Source organism: Ruegeria sp. PrR005 (assembly GCF_010500245.1).
GTDB lineage: Bacteria > Pseudomonadota > Alphaproteobacteria > Rhodobacterales > Rhodobacteraceae > Ruegeria_B > Ruegeria_B marisflavi.
Window position 1 is genome coordinate 148,784 of sequence record NZ_JAAGOX010000057.1, and the last position, 15,211, is coordinate 163,994.

Genomic DNA, 15,211 nt, shown 5'->3' on the forward strand with positions numbered 1-15,211 from the left:
GCACCGTTACGGCACAGGCCCGTCTGCTTGGGTCGCGGCCGGGCAGAGAACCGCCCGGCAGATCGGCTCATTCCGCCGGCTTGCCCACGATCAGGCCCAGCTTTTCACGCTTGCCATCGCGATATAGCGCTTTGGCCAGCGAGATGCACATCAGACCCATCACCACGGTGAAGGGCAACGCACCGATGATCATTGCGCTCTTCAGCGCCTCCATCGGGTCGGCACCGCCATTGGTCTTGCCCGCGATCAGCAGTGTGCCGATCACGGCGGTCAGGATCAGGCCCCAGACGATCTTGTGCTTGTTGCCGACCTCCTGATCGCCGCCCGACATGATCGTGTTCATCACCAGGATGCCCGAGTCAGCAGAGGTGACCAGGAAGGTCATGATCAGCACGACGCACATCACCGTGATCGCCGACAGGAATCCGCCCGACAGCATCTGACCCAGGGTCACGAACAGCTTTGCGGTGTTGGACGCGCCGATGATGGCACCATTGGCACCGCCGGTCAGTTCCAGATCGATGGCCGTACCGCCCAGGATGGTCATCCAGGCAAAGCAGACCAGCGCCGGGGCGAACAGGCAGCCGACGATGAACTCACGCACCGTGCGACCGCGCGAGATACGCGCCAGGAACAGACCCACGAAGGGCGAGAAGGCAATCCACCAGGCCCAGTAGAAGGTGGTCCAGCCTGCCTGCCAGCCGAACTGACGTCCCGGCTCGCCTGCGGCATAGGCTGCGGCAAGAACCTCGTCGGAAAGGGCTGCCGCCTCGCCTTCGAGACTGGACTTGAACCCTTCGAACGAACCCCAGGCATTGGTCGCCCCGCCGCGCAGCGCATCGGCATAGGGGGCGGCCTCGGCCGGCAGTGCGGCCACAAAATCGGCCGGATCCTGCGGACCATAGGCGCCGAAGCTGATCGAGAGGAAATTCAGCAGGTAATCCATCAGGGCCGAGGCGTAGGTCGTCATGGCGAACAGGAACGAGCCAAACAGCACAAAGGTGAAGAGCAGGACCAGCGACAGAACCAGGTTGAGGTTGGACAGGTATTTCACACCCCGGCCCACACCCGAAACCGCCGAGATGATCGACAGACCCATGATCACCACCAGACCGGCGATCAGGCCGACGGTGCCCGGAGCAGGCGCCTCGCCGGTCATGTCCATCATCCATTCCATGCCGGTGATCGCGTACATGCCGTCGATGAATTGCGAGACACCAAAGCCGATGGTCACCGACACACCCAGGATGGTGGCCAGCACGCCCAGCACGTCGACCACATGGCCCAGGAACCCGTTCATCAGCGACCCGAACAGCGGTGTCAGCGCCGAACGGATGGTCAGCGGCATGTCACGGGTATAGGCGTAATAGGCCAACGCCAGACCCGTCACTACATAGATCGCCCAGGCGTGAAAGCCGTAATGGGCAAAGGTATAGCGATAGGCCGATTGCAGCGCCTCCTCGGTATTGCCGACAACCGCGCCCGATACCACGACCGGATTCGATCCCCACAGGCCCAGCGGTTCAGCGGTGGCGAACACCATCAGGCCGACACCCAGACCGGCGCCGAACATCATCGAGAACCAGGAGAAGTTGGAAAACTCGGTGCCCTCCCCCGGTCGACCCATGATCCGCTTGCCGGTCTGCGGCAAGGCCGCCAGCACGAACAGGAAGACGGCAAAGAAACCGACGATGACAATGTAGAAGACGTTGAAATCCTCCAGCAGCCGCCAGTTCAGGCTGCCCAGCACGCCGTTTGCGTTGGCAGGCCAGACAAGGGCCCAAAGGACAAGGCCGACCATGATCGCCTTGGAGAATAGCGCGATTTCGACGCTATGCCCTTGGTAGAAACCGGACGCGGCCCTTTTGACCTCGATCTCGGTGAATGGTGGTTTGATAGACATGCGATCCCTCCCTGACACAAGAATTTGGTTGTCTTAGCGGTCCCGCAGCGGTCAGAGCGACACAGGACCGGTGGTCTTTGACTTATTAGCGACGTCCGAAATGCCGCTTATCCGGCGATGATCTTCTCGATCCGCTCCAGTGTGGCGCAACTGACGGCGACTCCCGCCTCACGTGCATGAAGGCGGCGTGCCCGGCGCCCATCGCCAGGCAAGCGCGCGTTGTCCTGATCGTGGACCGCAGCGGTCAGCCGTGCGATCAACGGTGCGAACCGGTCGCCCGAGGTCGCGCCCGGGTCGATCGCAAGAAAGAACTGGCCGGTGCGGGGCGGCCCGCCCGCCGTGCCGGAAAACGGCGAGGCATCGATCCCCAGCGTGGCGCCGGTCAGCGCCGCGGCCATGGTCTCGACCAGCAGGGCAACCCCCACCCCCTTGTAGCCGCCCGACGGCGCCATCGAACCTTTCAGTCCGACCTCGGGGTCGGTGGTCGGGTTGCCTTCGGCATCCAGCGCCCAGCCGACCGGGATCGGCTTGCCCTCGCGGGCACGCTTCATCACTTCGCTCTTGGCAATGGTGCTGGCGCTCTGATCGATCAGGAACGCCGGTTCGCCATTCTCGCCCGGCACCGCCAGCGAGAACGGGTTGGTGCCGACCACCGGTTTCGATCCTCCCGAGGGCGCGATTGAGGCGGGCGCGTTGGTAAAGCCCAGACCTACCAGCCCTTCACGGGCCAGACGGGCGGTGTGATAGCCCAGCACGCCGCAGTTATAGCTGTTGCGGATCGCCAGCGCGGCTACGCCTTGACTGCGTGCCAGCGGTATCAGTTGATCAAAGCCAAGGTCGATGGCGGCATGGGCAAACCCGGTCGCCGCATCCGCGGTCAGCACCGATGGCGCGGGACGGTCGAGCCGGGGTTCGGCCCGCCCGTCGACCTTGCCGCATTGCACATGCTCGCAATAGATCGGGATGTAGAGCAACCCGTGGCTGGCGATACCGTCGGCCTCGGTCGCGGCGGTGGCCACGGCCAATGGCCGGGCATTGGCCTCGGAGGTGCCAGCGGCCACCAATGCGCGAAAGCTCAGATCTTCGATCTCGTCCAGGCTCAGGGTGCGGGTTTCGGTCATGGCGTCCTCGCTTCAGTCATTGTCGGAAAGCCCCGCGCCCGCGCCCTTTAACCGGGATTCCTCGGTTGCGGGGGCATAGGTGCGATGGGCAAGGCGGTTCAGGGTGGCCCAGGCCTCGGGTGCAGGCTGGGCGCGGCTGCGGATCGGCGTTGCAGAGCCGATCTCGCCGCCTGGTGTCACCTCGACCAGAGGCGCAAGCTCCGGCGCCGTGCCGGAAAGGTCGAGCGCCGCGCCATCGGTGACGGCACCGCCGCCCTCCCAGCGCAGGGTGACCGGGCGGCCGATCTGTTGCGCGATCAGCGCGGCAAAGGGCATCAGCAGCGCGGGCCGGGCCACTTGTTGCAGCCGGAACCCTGCATCGGACAGCTCTGCCGCGCGGTCAGACAGCGCCGCGCCAGCCGCCAGCGGGCAGAGCATTCCGCCCGACGCGACCCAGGTCGCGCCGTTAGTGTCAGGAGAAAGATCGGCAAGCGACACCCTGTCGATCCGGGTCAGCAGCCCGGCCAGCTCGGCACAGGCATCCAGATCATGGGCGGCGAGCCAGCGGGTCGCCTTGGCCGCCTCTTCCGCAAGGCCCCAGGGATAGCCCGCGCCGCGCGCAGCACGCTTGGCGGTGGCCTCGATCTCGTTGAGGGAAAAGCTCATGCCGGCACCTCCGGGTAAACCCAGTCATCCGCCGTCTCGGGCGAGAGTTCCTCGGGGTATGGCGCACCCGCATACATGCAGATCCGCACCCAGCGGTCCGAACGGGGATCGAAATGGATGGCGCCAAAGAAGGCCAACTTTGCCCGCAACATGTCGATGGGCAGCACCGAGGCGCTGATCGTGTTGTCGTGGATCTCGCCATAAGGGGCCAATCGGCTCATCTGGGCACGGCGCACGGTGTGGCGGTGTTCGGGATGGGCCAGCAGGAACTCGGCCACCGGACGGGAGCCCTCCCAACTGGCCAGCGCGGCATGTGCCGCCGCCGCATCGCGGGCCGGGGCCAGCGGCTGTTCGTACTCGGCAATCGGCTCGTCGAACCGCTCGCCCAGACGCGGCTCCAGCTTCTCCTCGGAGACATACCAGGCGCGGGCGCAGTTTTCGGGCGCCGTCCAGTTCAGGTCAAAGGCCCAGGCGTAGCTGGCGGCGATCAGCGCGCGCAGCTCCGAAATCGGCATCGCTCCGTCGATACGAAACGCACCCGGATTGCCATCAGCCATGCAGCTGGCCAGACCGTCCACCAGATCGGGATAGGGTTCGAGGATCAGCGAGGCGACCAGTTCCTGCCCCTCCTCGCTGAGCGCGCCCTCGGCCCAGCGCATCAGCCGATCCCAGGGGTGATCGTTCAGCTGGTCGTCGCCCGCCACATGGCGCGAGAGCACCTCCATGTCGCGGCGCAGATCGGCCAGCTTGGCCTGTTGAATCGGGTGCTCCGAGCGCCACTGGCCCAGCGACACCTCGCTGCGCCGAAGCATCTGGCGAAATTGCGCGGCCGCGTCGGGGCTGGCGGTAGCGACACTGCGCACGCGGGCAATCGCCTCTTCCCGGGCCATGACCCAGTTATTGAACAGGACCGGGTGGTTGACGATATAGGGCGCCATGCCCAGACCGGTGGAGTTGCCGATGCCCATCCGCCGGGCCAGCGCCGGGTCCAGATCGACCGCGCCTTCGCCACCCTTGGCCCGCGCCATGTGCTGCACCAGATCACGCACGAAAACACGGGTCAGATAGACCGACAGCATCTCGGCCTGGAACGGCACCTGCATCTCGGGGCGGTCGGCAATCTGCTCACGATCCGCCGCCCCCAGTTTGCCCGAACCATAGACGGCGGTGGTGCGCATCAGATAGCCCACCTTGTCGATTTCGGCGCGGTCGGGCTGTTGCCCGCTGGCCAGCGCGTCGACCACATGCGCCCAGAGCCGCACCGACCGGTTAGCCCTGCTGACCGATATCTCGCTTTCGCTGACCCGGCCCGCCTCTTGCAGCGGCACGTTCTGCGACAGCCGCGCGATATCATCCTCGGTCGGGATGCCGTCGAACAGGGTGAATGTCGCATCCCAGGCGGTGGCGATCACCCGGTCCGAACGCATCTCGGGCGGCAGGTCATGGGCAAAGGCCACCAGTGAATAGGCACGGTCGGGCCCCTGCGCGGTATAGACCGCATGCCCCACGCCCGCCGCGTCGATGCCGAACACGGGGCGCGAAAAGCTCCAGTTCTCGCGCGCCATGCGCCGGGTCAGGATGCGCATGAAGCTGAGGCGGCATTGATGCAGCGAACCCAGCCGTGACAGCCGCATGACTGTTGCCGGATCCCTGCGCTGGATTTGCCTGTTCGGGGCGGTGTCCATCTCTCTATCCTTGCGGGACGAAGTTCTGGGCAAAGAACCTGTACCAGTTCCCGCCCATGATCCCGGCCACTTCGTCCTTGTTCAGGCCGGTCGCGCGTAACCCGTTCTCGATATTTCCAAAATCGCGATTGTCCTGGAACCAGTGCGGCATCGGGGGAAAGCCCGGCGCGCTGGCGGAACCTTCGCCAAAGTCGATCTCCTTGGACCAGCGCCCGGTGCGCATCCATTCCACCACGCTGTCGGGCTGGTCCTGGCACAGGTCGGTGCCGATCCCCAGATGCTCGACGCCATACCGCTCGGCAGTGCGCGCGATCATCTCGCAGAAGCTTTCCAGCGTGCAGCCGGACTTGTCCTTCAGGTGATGGGGATAGACCGAAAAGCCCAGCATGCCGCCGTTTTCGGTCACCGCCCGGATCACGTCGTCCTTCTTGTTTCGCAGGGCCGGGGCCCAATCATGCGGGTTGGCATGAGTGATGGCGATGGGACGCTCCGAGATCTCGGCGGCCTCGATGGTCGAGCGGTCGGCAGAGTGGCTCATATCCACCACCAGCCCCACCCGGTTCATCTCTTTGATGACCTGACGGCCCATGCGGGTGATACCCGCATCCTCGGCCTCGTAGCAACCGGTCGCCAGCAGCGACTGGTTGTTATAGGTCAGCTGCATGAAGCGCGCGCCCAGCGTGTGCAGGATCTCGACCAGCCCGATGTCGTCCTCGATCGGGCTGGGGTTCTGAAATCCGAAAAAGATCGCGGTGCGCCCGGTCTCGCGCGCGATGTCGATATCGCCGGCCCATTGCCCCTTCATGATCAGATCGGGGTATTGCTCGAACCAGCGGTTCCATTTCTCGAAATTCAGGACCGTCTCACGAAAGCTCTCGTGATAAGCGATGGTGACATGCACCGCATCGACATTGCCCGCGCGCAGCTGGCGAAAAATCTTTTCCGACCAGTTGGCATATTGCAGGCCGTCGATGCGATAGCTCATTGTGGCGCCCCCGCGCTGATATACGCCGTCTTGACCGTGGTATAGAACTCGGCCGCCGCCTTGCCCTGTTCACGCGGCCCGTAAGAGCTGTCGCCGCGCCCCCCGAAAGGCACATGGTAATCAGTGCCCGCGGTCGGCAGGTTCACCGTCACCACCCCGGTACGCGCGTTACGCCGGAAATGGGTGGCGCGCGCCAGCGACTGGGTCACGATGCCCGAGGTCAGGCCGAAATTGGTGTCGTTCACCACGCTCAGCGCCTCGTCATAGCTGCCGACCTTGATCACGCTGGTCAGCGGCGCGAACATCTCTTCGCGGTTGATGCGCATGGTGTTAGTGGTGTTCAGGAACACGCCGGGCGACATGTAATACCCGTCCTGCGGCATCTCCAGCCGCTGCCCGCCGCAGGCAAGTTCGGCGCCCTCGGACTTGCCCAGATCGACATAGGCGAGATTCTCGGCCAGTTGCTGGGCGCTGACCACCGGGCCCATCTGGGTGCCCTCGGCCAGCGCATGGCCCACCTTCATGGCCTGTGTGCCTGCCACCAGCTTCTCGACAAAGGCGTCGTGGATGGCGGCATGGACCACCAGCCGCGAGCTTGCGGTGCATTTCTGCCCGGTGCCGCCAAAGGCGCCACCCAGCGCCAGCGTCACCGCCAGATCCAGATCGGCATCATCCATCACCGCCAGCGCGTTCTTGGACCCCATTTCCATCTGCACCTTGGTCAGGTTCTGGATCGCGGCCGAGGCGATGCCCTTGCCCACCGGCACCGAGCCGGTGAAGGAAATCGCGTTGACCAGCGGGCTTTCCACCAGCCGTTGACCAATGCTGCGTCCCGACCCCATGACCAGACTGAACAGGCCCTTGGGAATGTCCTGGCGCGCGATGATCTCGGTCAGCGCCACGGCGCTGGCCGGGGTGATATTGGCCGGTTTCCAAACCACCGCATTGCCATAGCAAAGCGCGGGCGCGATCTTCCACGAGGCGGTGGCGGTGGGAAAGTTCCACGGGCTGATCACCGCAACGACGCCCACCGCCTCGCGGCGCACGTCGATCTCGACGCCCGGGCGCACGCTGTCGGCATTTTCGCCCAGTTGGCGCAGGCATTCGGCGGCGTAATAGGTAAAGAACTGACCGGCGCGATAGACCTCGCCCTTGCCCTCGGCAAGCGGTTTGCCCTCTTCGCGGCTGAGCAGCGTGCCCAACTCCTCGGCCCGGGCCATCAGTTCGGTGCCGATGGACATCAACACCGCCTGCTTGCGCTCCATCCCATAGGCCGCCCATTCCGCCTGTGCGCGCCGGGCCTGTTGCAGCGTCGCATCAAGCTGATCGGCGCTGGCCTGTGCGAACATGCCAACCAGATCGCTCAGGTCCGACGGGTTGCGGTTTTCGATTTCGGCTTCGCCCGCCAGCCATTCGCCCGCGATAAGATTGAGTTTTGTGTCCGACATGCCTCTGGCCCAGTTCCTCGAATGAATTGGGGCATGGTGGACTTTGGTCATGACATCGGTCAAACTTAAATTTCTTAAAGAAATTTCAGGATTTCTGAAATCATGATCAAGATCGAGATGCTACGCTGTTTCAGCACGGTCGCGCAGACCGGCAACCTGGCCGATGCCGCGATGCGCATGGGTCGGACCCAGTCCGCCCTGTCGATGACCCTGAAACAGTTTGAGGAACATCTGGGCCAGCGCCTGTTCGAGAGCGAGCGCAAGAACCGCCTGACCCCGCTGGGGCAAGAAGTGTTCCGCTTTGCCCAACAGCAGTTGCGCCAATTCGATGACACCGTGCAGGCGATCGAGGCGGCGGCGCGGGCGCCACAGGGGCTGCTGCGGGTGGCCTCGATCCCTTCGGCCTCGGGCCTGGCGCTGCCAGCCGCGATCGAGACGATGATGCAACGCCATCCCGCGCTCGAGTTGGAGCTGCGCGACATGGACAGCGGCCGGGTGGTTGACGCGATGCTGCAAGGGCAAGCCGATCTGGGCATTGTCTCCGGTCGGCCGGTTCTGAACGGGGTCGCAAGCGAGATCCTGTTCGAGGATGCCTTTGGCCTGCTCTGCGCACCCGGTCACCCGCTGGCGCAACAGCCGCAGCCGCCCGATATCGAAGCTATCCTTACCTCGGGCTTCATCCGCAACAACCTGTGCGCATTGATCGAGGCGCCCGAGATAAGCGCCGCCCTGCCCCGCGCCCGGATCACCGTGCACAACACCCATTCGTTGCTGGCGATGGTGCGCACGGGGAAATGGGTGACGATCCTGCCGCGCTCGGTCGCGCAGGTGCAGCCGAAAGAGCTGGCGTTCCGCCCCATCGCCGGGCTGGAGGAGCAGCGCAGCGTGTCACTCTTGATCCACACCCGGACCCAGTTTCCGCAGCTGGTCGAGGAATTCGCCGAAATCCTGCGCCACAGCCCCTGGACAGGCTGAGGCTCAGATCACCCCGATCTCGGCCAAGGCCCGGTTCAGATCCTCGGGCAACGCATCGTCCTGCGCGCGCCCCTTGGGCAGATCGGGCGGCGTGTCTGCGGGGTTCAGATAGCGCCAGCCCTGAAACGGGCGTTTCTGGGTGCTGTGGGTGCGGTGCATTTCGGGGTCGAGCACCAGCGCACAATGTCGGGTGCCATCCTGTCCGGTGACCTCGTCCATCCGTAACACCCGCTGGCGGCACTGGATCAACCCCTTGATCACCCAATAGATCGACCCGCCCGCCAGGATCTCGGCCTCGCGTTTCGGCCACATGCGGGTGACATGGCGCGGCAACCCGTCCGGCGTCTGAGCCCGCCGCGTCGCCTGCCATTCGGCCAGGCTGTCGACGCTTTCCGAACCGACGCTGAGCTTGATCAAGTTGACGTAGTTATCCACAGCTTTCCCACAGAGTCGTCCCAAGGCCACCTTGATATTGTAGCTCACCCCGCTCCGGCATCAAGCTGTTGTGGCGCACCTCACATTTGGTTTAAGCTGGATACCTCTTCCAGCACGAGGGAATCATCCGATGAGCCGTTTCGCCGCCCCCATCGCCGAGCAGATTTGGGACATGAAATACCGTTTCAAACAGGCGGACGGCACCCCGATCGACCAGACGGTCGAGGACAGCTGGCGCCGGATCGCCCGCGCTCTGGCGCAGGTCGAGAAGGATCCCCGGCACTGGGAACAGGAATTCTATACCGCGCTGGAGGATTTCAAATATCTCCCCGCCGGGCGCATCACCGCCGGAGCGGGCACCGCGCGTCGGGTGACGCTGTTCAACTGCTTTGTCATGGGCACGATCCCCGACAGCATGGGCGGCATCTTCGAGATGCTGAAAGAGGCGGCGCTGACCATGCAGCAGGGCGGTGGCATCGGATACGACTTCTCGACCATCCGCCCGCGCGGCGCCGATGTCAAAGGCGTGGCCGCCGATGCCTCGGGGCCGCTTAGCTTCATGGATGTCTGGGATGCCATGTGCCGCACCATCATGTCCGCCGGTTCCCGCCGCGGCGCGATGATGGCGACCATGCGCTGCGACCATCCCGATATCGAACAGTTCATCGCCGCCAAATCCGACCCCGCCCGCCTGCGCATGTTCAACATGTCGGTGCTGGTCACCGATGCCTTCATGGAGGCGGTCAAGGCCGATGGCTCGTGGGAGCTGCAATTCGACGGCAAGATCTATCACACGGTCGAGGCGCGCGCCCTGTGGAACAAGATCATGCAGGCCACCTATGATTATGCCGAACCGGGCGTGATCTTCATCGACCGCATCAACGCGGCCAACAACCTGAACTATGTCGAGACCATCGCCGCCACCAACCCCTGTGGTGAACAGCCCCTGCCCCCCTATGGCGCCTGCCTGTTGGGTTCGATCAACCTGGCGCGGCTGGTCAAGGCCCCGTTCGAGGCCGAGGCAGCGCTGGACCCCGAGGCGCTGCAAGAGCTGGTCGCCACCGCCGTACGGATGATGGACAACGTGGTCGATGCCTCGAAATTCCCGCTGCCCGAACAGGCCGCCGAAGCGCAGAACAAGCGCCGGATCGGTTTGGGCGTGACCGGACTGGCCGATGCGCTCTTGATGCTGGGCCTGCGCTATGGCAGCGACGAGGCGGCCAAGCAGACCGAGGACTGGCTGCACGCCATCGCCCGCGCCGCCTATCTCGCCTCCGTCGAGCTGGCCAAGGAAAAAGGCGCCTTCCCCCTGTTTGACGCCGAGAAATACCTGGCCTCGGGCACCATGCGAGCCATGGACGAGGATGTGCGCGCTGCGATCCGCACCCATGGCATCCGCAACGCGCTTCTGACCTCGATCGCGCCCACCGGAACAATCTCGCTTTATGCCGGCAACGTGTCGTCGGGGATCGAACCGGTCTTTGCCTATGCCTATACCCGCAAGGTGCTGCAAAAGGACGGCAGCCGGACCGAGGAAGAGGTGGTCGATTACGCCGTGCAGATGTGGCGCGACAAGTTCGGCGACACACCCCTGCCCGACTATTTCGTCAACGCCCAGACGCTGGCGCCCGCCGATCACGTGCGGATGCAGGCGGCGGCGCAGAAATGGATCGACAGCTCGATCTCCAAAACCATCAACTGCCCCGAGGACATCTCGTTCGACGATTTCAAGGATGTCTACATGCAGGCCTGGGATCTGGGCTGCAAGGGCTGCACCACCTATCGGCCCAACGATGTGACGGGGAGTGTGTTGAGTGTGGCTGAGAACTCCGAAAAGTACTCCAGTTTTGGAGTTGCCCTGAAAAACCGCATGGAAGCCAGCGGCAAGAAGATCTCAGAGGTTTCAAAGTTGTCAGGCGTTTCGCGCGACGTTCTAAACAAGTTGCTTGGGAGAGAGAGTTCTTCGACAAGCGCTGAAAATGCTGTCGCGATAGCGAAAGTGTTTGGTCTAGGCGTAGACGAATTCTTGCTGAAGAAAGCCGCCCCCACCGTCGTTGCCAAATCCGATGCCGAACCGATGACACCCCATGGCGACGTCATCTATATGTCCGAGCCGCTGGACCGGCCCGAACATCTCGAAGGCAACACCTACAAGATCAAGTGGCCCGACAGCGAGCATGCGCTCTACATCACCATCAACGACATCATCATCAACGGCCACCGCCGCCCGTTCGAGGTGTTCATAAATTCCAAGAACATGGAGCATTTCGCCTGGACCGTGGCACTGACCCGGATGATTTCGGCGGTGTTCCGGCGCGGCGGCGATATCAGCTTTGTTGTCGAAGAGCTGAAGGCCGTCTTCGACCCGCGCGGCGGTGCCTGGGTCAAGGGCAAATACATCCCCTCGATCCTGGCGGCCATCGGAGGGGTGATCGAACAGCACCTGATCGCCATCGGCTTTCTCGAAGGCGAGGGCATGGGCCTGAAATCGGACCCGCAGGCGCAGGTCGTGAACGGCGATGCTCCGCGTGGCAAGGCCTGCCCCAGCTGCGGCCAGTTCGACATGCAGATGGTCGAAGGCTGCATGACCTGCCGCAGCTGCGGCCATTCCAAGTGCGGCTAGGATGTCATCCGGCATGCCGGAGTATTTGTGACCAGAAAGAAGCCTGATCGCGCGCGCTTCTTTCTGGTTGAATACGCTCCGGGGCAGCGCCCCCTATTGCGACAAACGCTGCAAAAACTGATCCAGAGCGCTCTTTTCAACCGCATCCATCGGCGCCACCCGGCTGCGCCAGAGCGTCGCCTGACTGCGCAGGATCAGCCCGTCACTGAGAATCTTCAAATGATTGGCGCGCAGGGTCTCGCCGGTCGAGGTGATATCGGCAATCGCCTCGGCGGTCTCGTTCTTGACCGTGCCCTCGGTCGCGCCCTGGCTGTCGACCAGCGTATAATCGGCCACCCCCGCGCCGGTCAGGAATTCGCGCACCAGCCGGTGATACTTGGTGGCGATGCGCAGGCGGTGCCCATGCCGCGCCCGGAACCCCGCGGCCGCCGCGTCGAGATCATCGAGCGTGTCCACATCCGCCCAGCAGGCGGGTACCGCGATGATCAGGTCGGCCTGGCCAAACCCCAGCGGCGCCACCTCCTCCAGTTGCTGATCCCAGAGCGGCAGTTTCTCATGCACCAGATCGGTGCCGGTAACGCCCAGATGGATGCGCCCCGCCGCCAGTTCACGTGGGATTTCCCCCGCCGAGAGCAGCACCAGCGACACGCCCTCGATCCCATCGACGCGACCGGCATATTCGCGGTCCGACCCGGTGCGGCTGAGCGTGATGCCGCGCTTGTCGAACCAGGCAAAGGTCTTTTCCATCAGCCGCCCCTTGGACGGCACCCCAAGCTTCAGGCTCATGTCTCGGCCTCCGCAAGCAGCAGCATCAGGCCCGGGCGCAGCACGCCGCCCACGGCGGGGATCTCGGCGCCGTTGCCCAGCCGACGGGTCAGCGCGTCATAGCGCCCACCGGTCGCGATGGGCGGCAGGTCGGGCCGCCGCTCGGCATAGAAACCAAAGACGAAGCCGTCGTAATATTCCATCGAGGTGCGCCCATAGGAGGCCTCGAAATCGAGCCGGTCCACGTCGATCCCGCGCGCCCGCAGGGCGGCGATGCGCGCCTCCAGCCGGTCGAGCGCCGGGGTGATCTGCGGCAGGTCCACCGCGATATCGCGCAGATGCTCCAGCGCATAGGGCATCGTCTCGCGCACCGATAACAGCGCGTCGAGCCCGGCCATTTCATTGTCCGAAATGGGTGCGGCGGCGGCATCCGCACGCAGCACGGCGATCCGCGCCTCGACATCGGCGCGGTCGCGCTTGCCGATCTCGGGGGCGCCGCCGGCCAGCGGATCAGCGGCCTTGAGCAGCGCGGCACGCGCGGGTGGCACCGGCGCGCGACCAGCGTAGCGGTCGAGCAGCGCCCGAAACCGGCGCGGGCGCCAGATATGACGCATCAACGCCGCCTTGCGAGGTTCGGTGGTCTTCAGCCCGGCCACGGCGGCCATCAGGATACCAATATCGCCGGTGGCCGCGCGCAGCGCCAGACCGTCGAGCGCCTGGGCGATCAGGGCGAACACCTCGGCATCGGCGGCGGCGGGGTTGGTGCGGTCGAATACCTCGTATCCCACCTGAATGTACTCATTGGCGCGGTCGGGGTCGTGTTCCTGCCGCCGGAACACCTCACCCGCATAGGTGTAACGGGCGGGTTCGGCGCCGTGTTCCATGTGCTTTTGTACAACTGGTACAGTGAAGTCCGGGCGCAGCATCTGCTCGCCCCTCAGCGCGTCCGAGGTGATATAGGCGCGGGCACGGATATCCTCGCCATAAAGGTCGAGCAGGGTTTCGGCCGGTTGCAGGATCGGCGTTTCCACCGTCTGCGCGCCTGCCGCCTCGAACCGAGCGCGCAGCTGCGCGGCCTGCTCCAGAATACGGGCGCGGGTGATCATCCCGCCTGCCCCGCCAAAATCTCGCGCACCTTGGCCACCAGGTCGCCGCGCGCCACCTCGTATTGGCTGGGGCGTTCCTTCCACTCTTCCAGCGTCGCATTGGCGGCGATCTGCGCGCCCAGAATCAAGTCCTTGATCTGCACCACGCCATTGGCTTTCTCGTCGCCACCTTCGATCACGGCCACTGGCGAGTTACGCTTGTCGGCATATTTGAGCTGGTTGCCGAAGTTCTTGGGGTTGCCGAGGTAAACCTCGGCCCGAATCCCGGCATTGCGCAGCTCGGCCACCATCGCCTGGTAATCCGCCATGCGATCGCGATCCATCACCGTCACCACGACGGGGCCATGTTCCACGGCCTGAATGCGGCCCTTCTCGCGCAGGGCGGCAAGCAGGCGGTCAACGCCGATGGAAACACCGGTTGCCGGGACTTCCTGGCCGGTAAACCGCTTGACCAGGTCGTCATAACGGCCGCCGCCCGAGACAGAGCCGAACTGCCGCTTGCGGCCTTTTTCGTCAAATATTTCAAAGGTTAGCTCGGCCTCGTAAACCGGCCCGGTGTAATACCCAAGACCGCGCACGACCGAAGGGTCGATGACGATCCGATCGGGGCCGTAGCCGCCCGCCGCCAGCAGATCGCCGATCTGGTCCAACTCGTTGATCCCCTGTACCCCGATCTGGGAGGCGCCCACTGCCGCGCGCAGATTGGTCACGGTGGCGGCTGCATCCTCGCCCTTGGAGGTCAGGAAAGCCAGCACCGGCCCTGCCTGATCGTCGCTCAGACCGACACCGTCGATGAACGCGCCCGAGGCGTCGAGCCGTCCTTTGCCCAACAACTCGCGCACGCCGTCGGCGCCGACCTTGTCGAATTTGTCGATGGTCCGCAGCACCGCGTCGCGCTGACCCTCATCAGCCAGACCCATGGTTTCCAACACGCCGTTCAGAACCTTGCGGTTGTTCACCCGCACCACATAGTCGCCGCGCGGGATGCCGACGGTCTCCAGCGTGTCGCTGAGCATGGCGCAGATTTCCGCATCGGCGGCCATCGAGGCGCTGCCGACGGTATCCGCATCGCATTGATAAAACTGACGATATCGGCCCGGGCCGGGTTTTTCGTTGCGCCACACGGGCCCCATCGCGTAGCGGCGATAGGGCGTCGGTAGGTCGTTGCGGTGCTGGGCATAGACGCGCGCCAGCGGCGCCGTCAGGTCATAGCGCAGCGCCATCCAGTCGCCCGCGCCGTCCTCCTCGGATTCCTGCCAGGCAAAGACGCCTTCATTGGGGCGGTCGACATCGGGCAGGAACTTGCCCAGCGCCTCGACCGTCTCGACCGCGCTCGATTCCAGCGCCTCAAAGCCGTAGCGATGATAGACCCCCGCGATGGTGCGCAGCATCTCGGTCCGCTGCGTCACCTCGGCGCCGAAATAGTCGCGGAACCCTTTGGGCGTTTCGGCCTTGGGGCGGGGCGTTTTCTTGGGCTTGGCCATGGTGGGAGTCCTTGGGCGTTCTGTTCCGCGCGCGGT

12 protein-coding genes are annotated in these 15,211 nt (G+C 64.5%); 2 read left to right on the forward strand and 10 right to left on the reverse strand.

Annotated elements, in window-relative coordinates; translation table 11 throughout:
- Window positions 1-67: 67 nt before the first annotated feature.
- The 6 genes from G0P99_RS24135 to G0P99_RS24160 form a co-directional block, all read right to left on the reverse strand.
- A complete protein-coding gene (locus G0P99_RS24135; protein WP_164133053.1) occupies window positions 68-1,903 on the reverse strand; it encodes a BCCT family transporter in 1,836 nt (611 codons plus the stop codon).
- Between the two features lie 107 nt (window positions 1,904-2,010).
- Window positions 2,011-3,024 (reverse strand): Ldh family oxidoreductase, encoded by a 1,014-nt coding sequence (locus tag G0P99_RS24140; protein WP_164133054.1) that lies wholly within the window; start codon window positions 3,022-3,024, stop codon window positions 2,011-2,013.
- Between the two features lie 12 nt (window positions 3,025-3,036).
- Window positions 3,037-3,669 carry a DUF3726 domain-containing protein gene (locus tag G0P99_RS24145; protein ID WP_164133055.1) on the reverse strand — a complete coding sequence of 211 codons (633 nt, stop codon included), beginning with the start codon at window positions 3,667-3,669 and terminating at the stop codon, window positions 3,037-3,039.
- Window positions 3,666-5,354: a hypothetical protein gene (locus G0P99_RS24150; RefSeq protein WP_164133056.1), complete on the reverse strand. Its 1,689-nt coding sequence runs from the start codon at window positions 5,352-5,354 to the stop codon at window positions 3,666-3,668. Before G0P99_RS24150 ends, G0P99_RS24145 begins: the two co-directional genes overlap by 4 nt.
- A gap of 4 nt (window positions 5,355-5,358) precedes the next feature.
- Window positions 5,359-6,339, reverse strand: coding sequence for a membrane dipeptidase (locus tag G0P99_RS24155; RefSeq protein ID WP_164133057.1), 981 nt, complete (start codon window positions 6,337-6,339; stop codon window positions 5,359-5,361).
- Window positions 6,336-7,787: an aldehyde dehydrogenase family protein gene (locus G0P99_RS24160; protein WP_164133058.1), complete on the reverse strand. Its 1,452-nt coding sequence runs from the start codon at window positions 7,785-7,787 to the stop codon at window positions 6,336-6,338. Before G0P99_RS24160 ends, G0P99_RS24155 begins: the two co-directional genes overlap by 4 nt.
- A gap of 102 nt (window positions 7,788-7,889) precedes the next feature.
- Here G0P99_RS24160 and G0P99_RS24165 point away from each other — a divergent pair, with 102 nt between their 5' ends.
- Entirely contained in the window at window positions 7,890-8,762 is an 873-nt protein-coding gene (locus tag G0P99_RS24165) for a LysR family transcriptional regulator (RefSeq protein ID WP_164133059.1), read from the forward strand.
- A gap of 3 nt (window positions 8,763-8,765) precedes the next feature.
- On the opposite strand, the gene G0P99_RS24170 is transcribed toward G0P99_RS24165, so the two are convergent.
- Window positions 8,766-9,197 (reverse strand): DUF1489 domain-containing protein, encoded by a 432-nt coding sequence (locus G0P99_RS24170; RefSeq protein ID WP_164133060.1) that lies wholly within the window; start codon window positions 9,195-9,197, stop codon window positions 8,766-8,768.
- Between the two features lie 130 nt (window positions 9,198-9,327).
- Here G0P99_RS24170 and G0P99_RS24175 point away from each other — a divergent pair, with 130 nt between their 5' ends.
- Window positions 9,328-11,820 carry an adenosylcobalamin-dependent ribonucleoside-diphosphate reductase gene (locus G0P99_RS24175; RefSeq protein WP_164133061.1) on the forward strand — a complete coding sequence of 831 codons (2,493 nt, stop codon included), beginning with the start codon at window positions 9,328-9,330 and terminating at the stop codon, window positions 11,818-11,820.
- 93 nt (window positions 11,821-11,913) lie between these two features.
- On the opposite strand, the gene hisG is transcribed toward G0P99_RS24175, so the two are convergent.
- Genes hisG through hisS form a run of 3 tightly spaced genes read right to left on the reverse strand, consistent with a single transcriptional unit; the run spans window position 11,914 to window position 15,175 of the window.
- A complete protein-coding gene (gene hisG, locus G0P99_RS24180; protein ID WP_164133062.1) occupies window positions 11,914-12,606 on the reverse strand; it encodes an ATP phosphoribosyltransferase in 693 nt (230 codons plus the stop codon).
- The gene (locus tag G0P99_RS24185) at window positions 12,603-13,691 is read right to left on the reverse strand and encodes an ATP phosphoribosyltransferase regulatory subunit (protein ID WP_164133063.1); all 1,089 of its coding nucleotides are present in this window, start codon (window positions 13,689-13,691) and stop codon (window positions 12,603-12,605) included. Before G0P99_RS24185 ends, hisG begins: the two co-directional genes overlap by 4 nt.
- Window positions 13,688-15,175: a histidine--tRNA ligase gene (hisS, locus tag G0P99_RS24190; RefSeq protein ID WP_164133064.1), complete on the reverse strand. Its 1,488-nt coding sequence runs from the start codon at window positions 15,173-15,175 to the stop codon at window positions 13,688-13,690. Before hisS ends, G0P99_RS24185 begins: the two co-directional genes overlap by 4 nt.
- Window positions 15,176-15,211 lie beyond the last annotated feature (36 nt).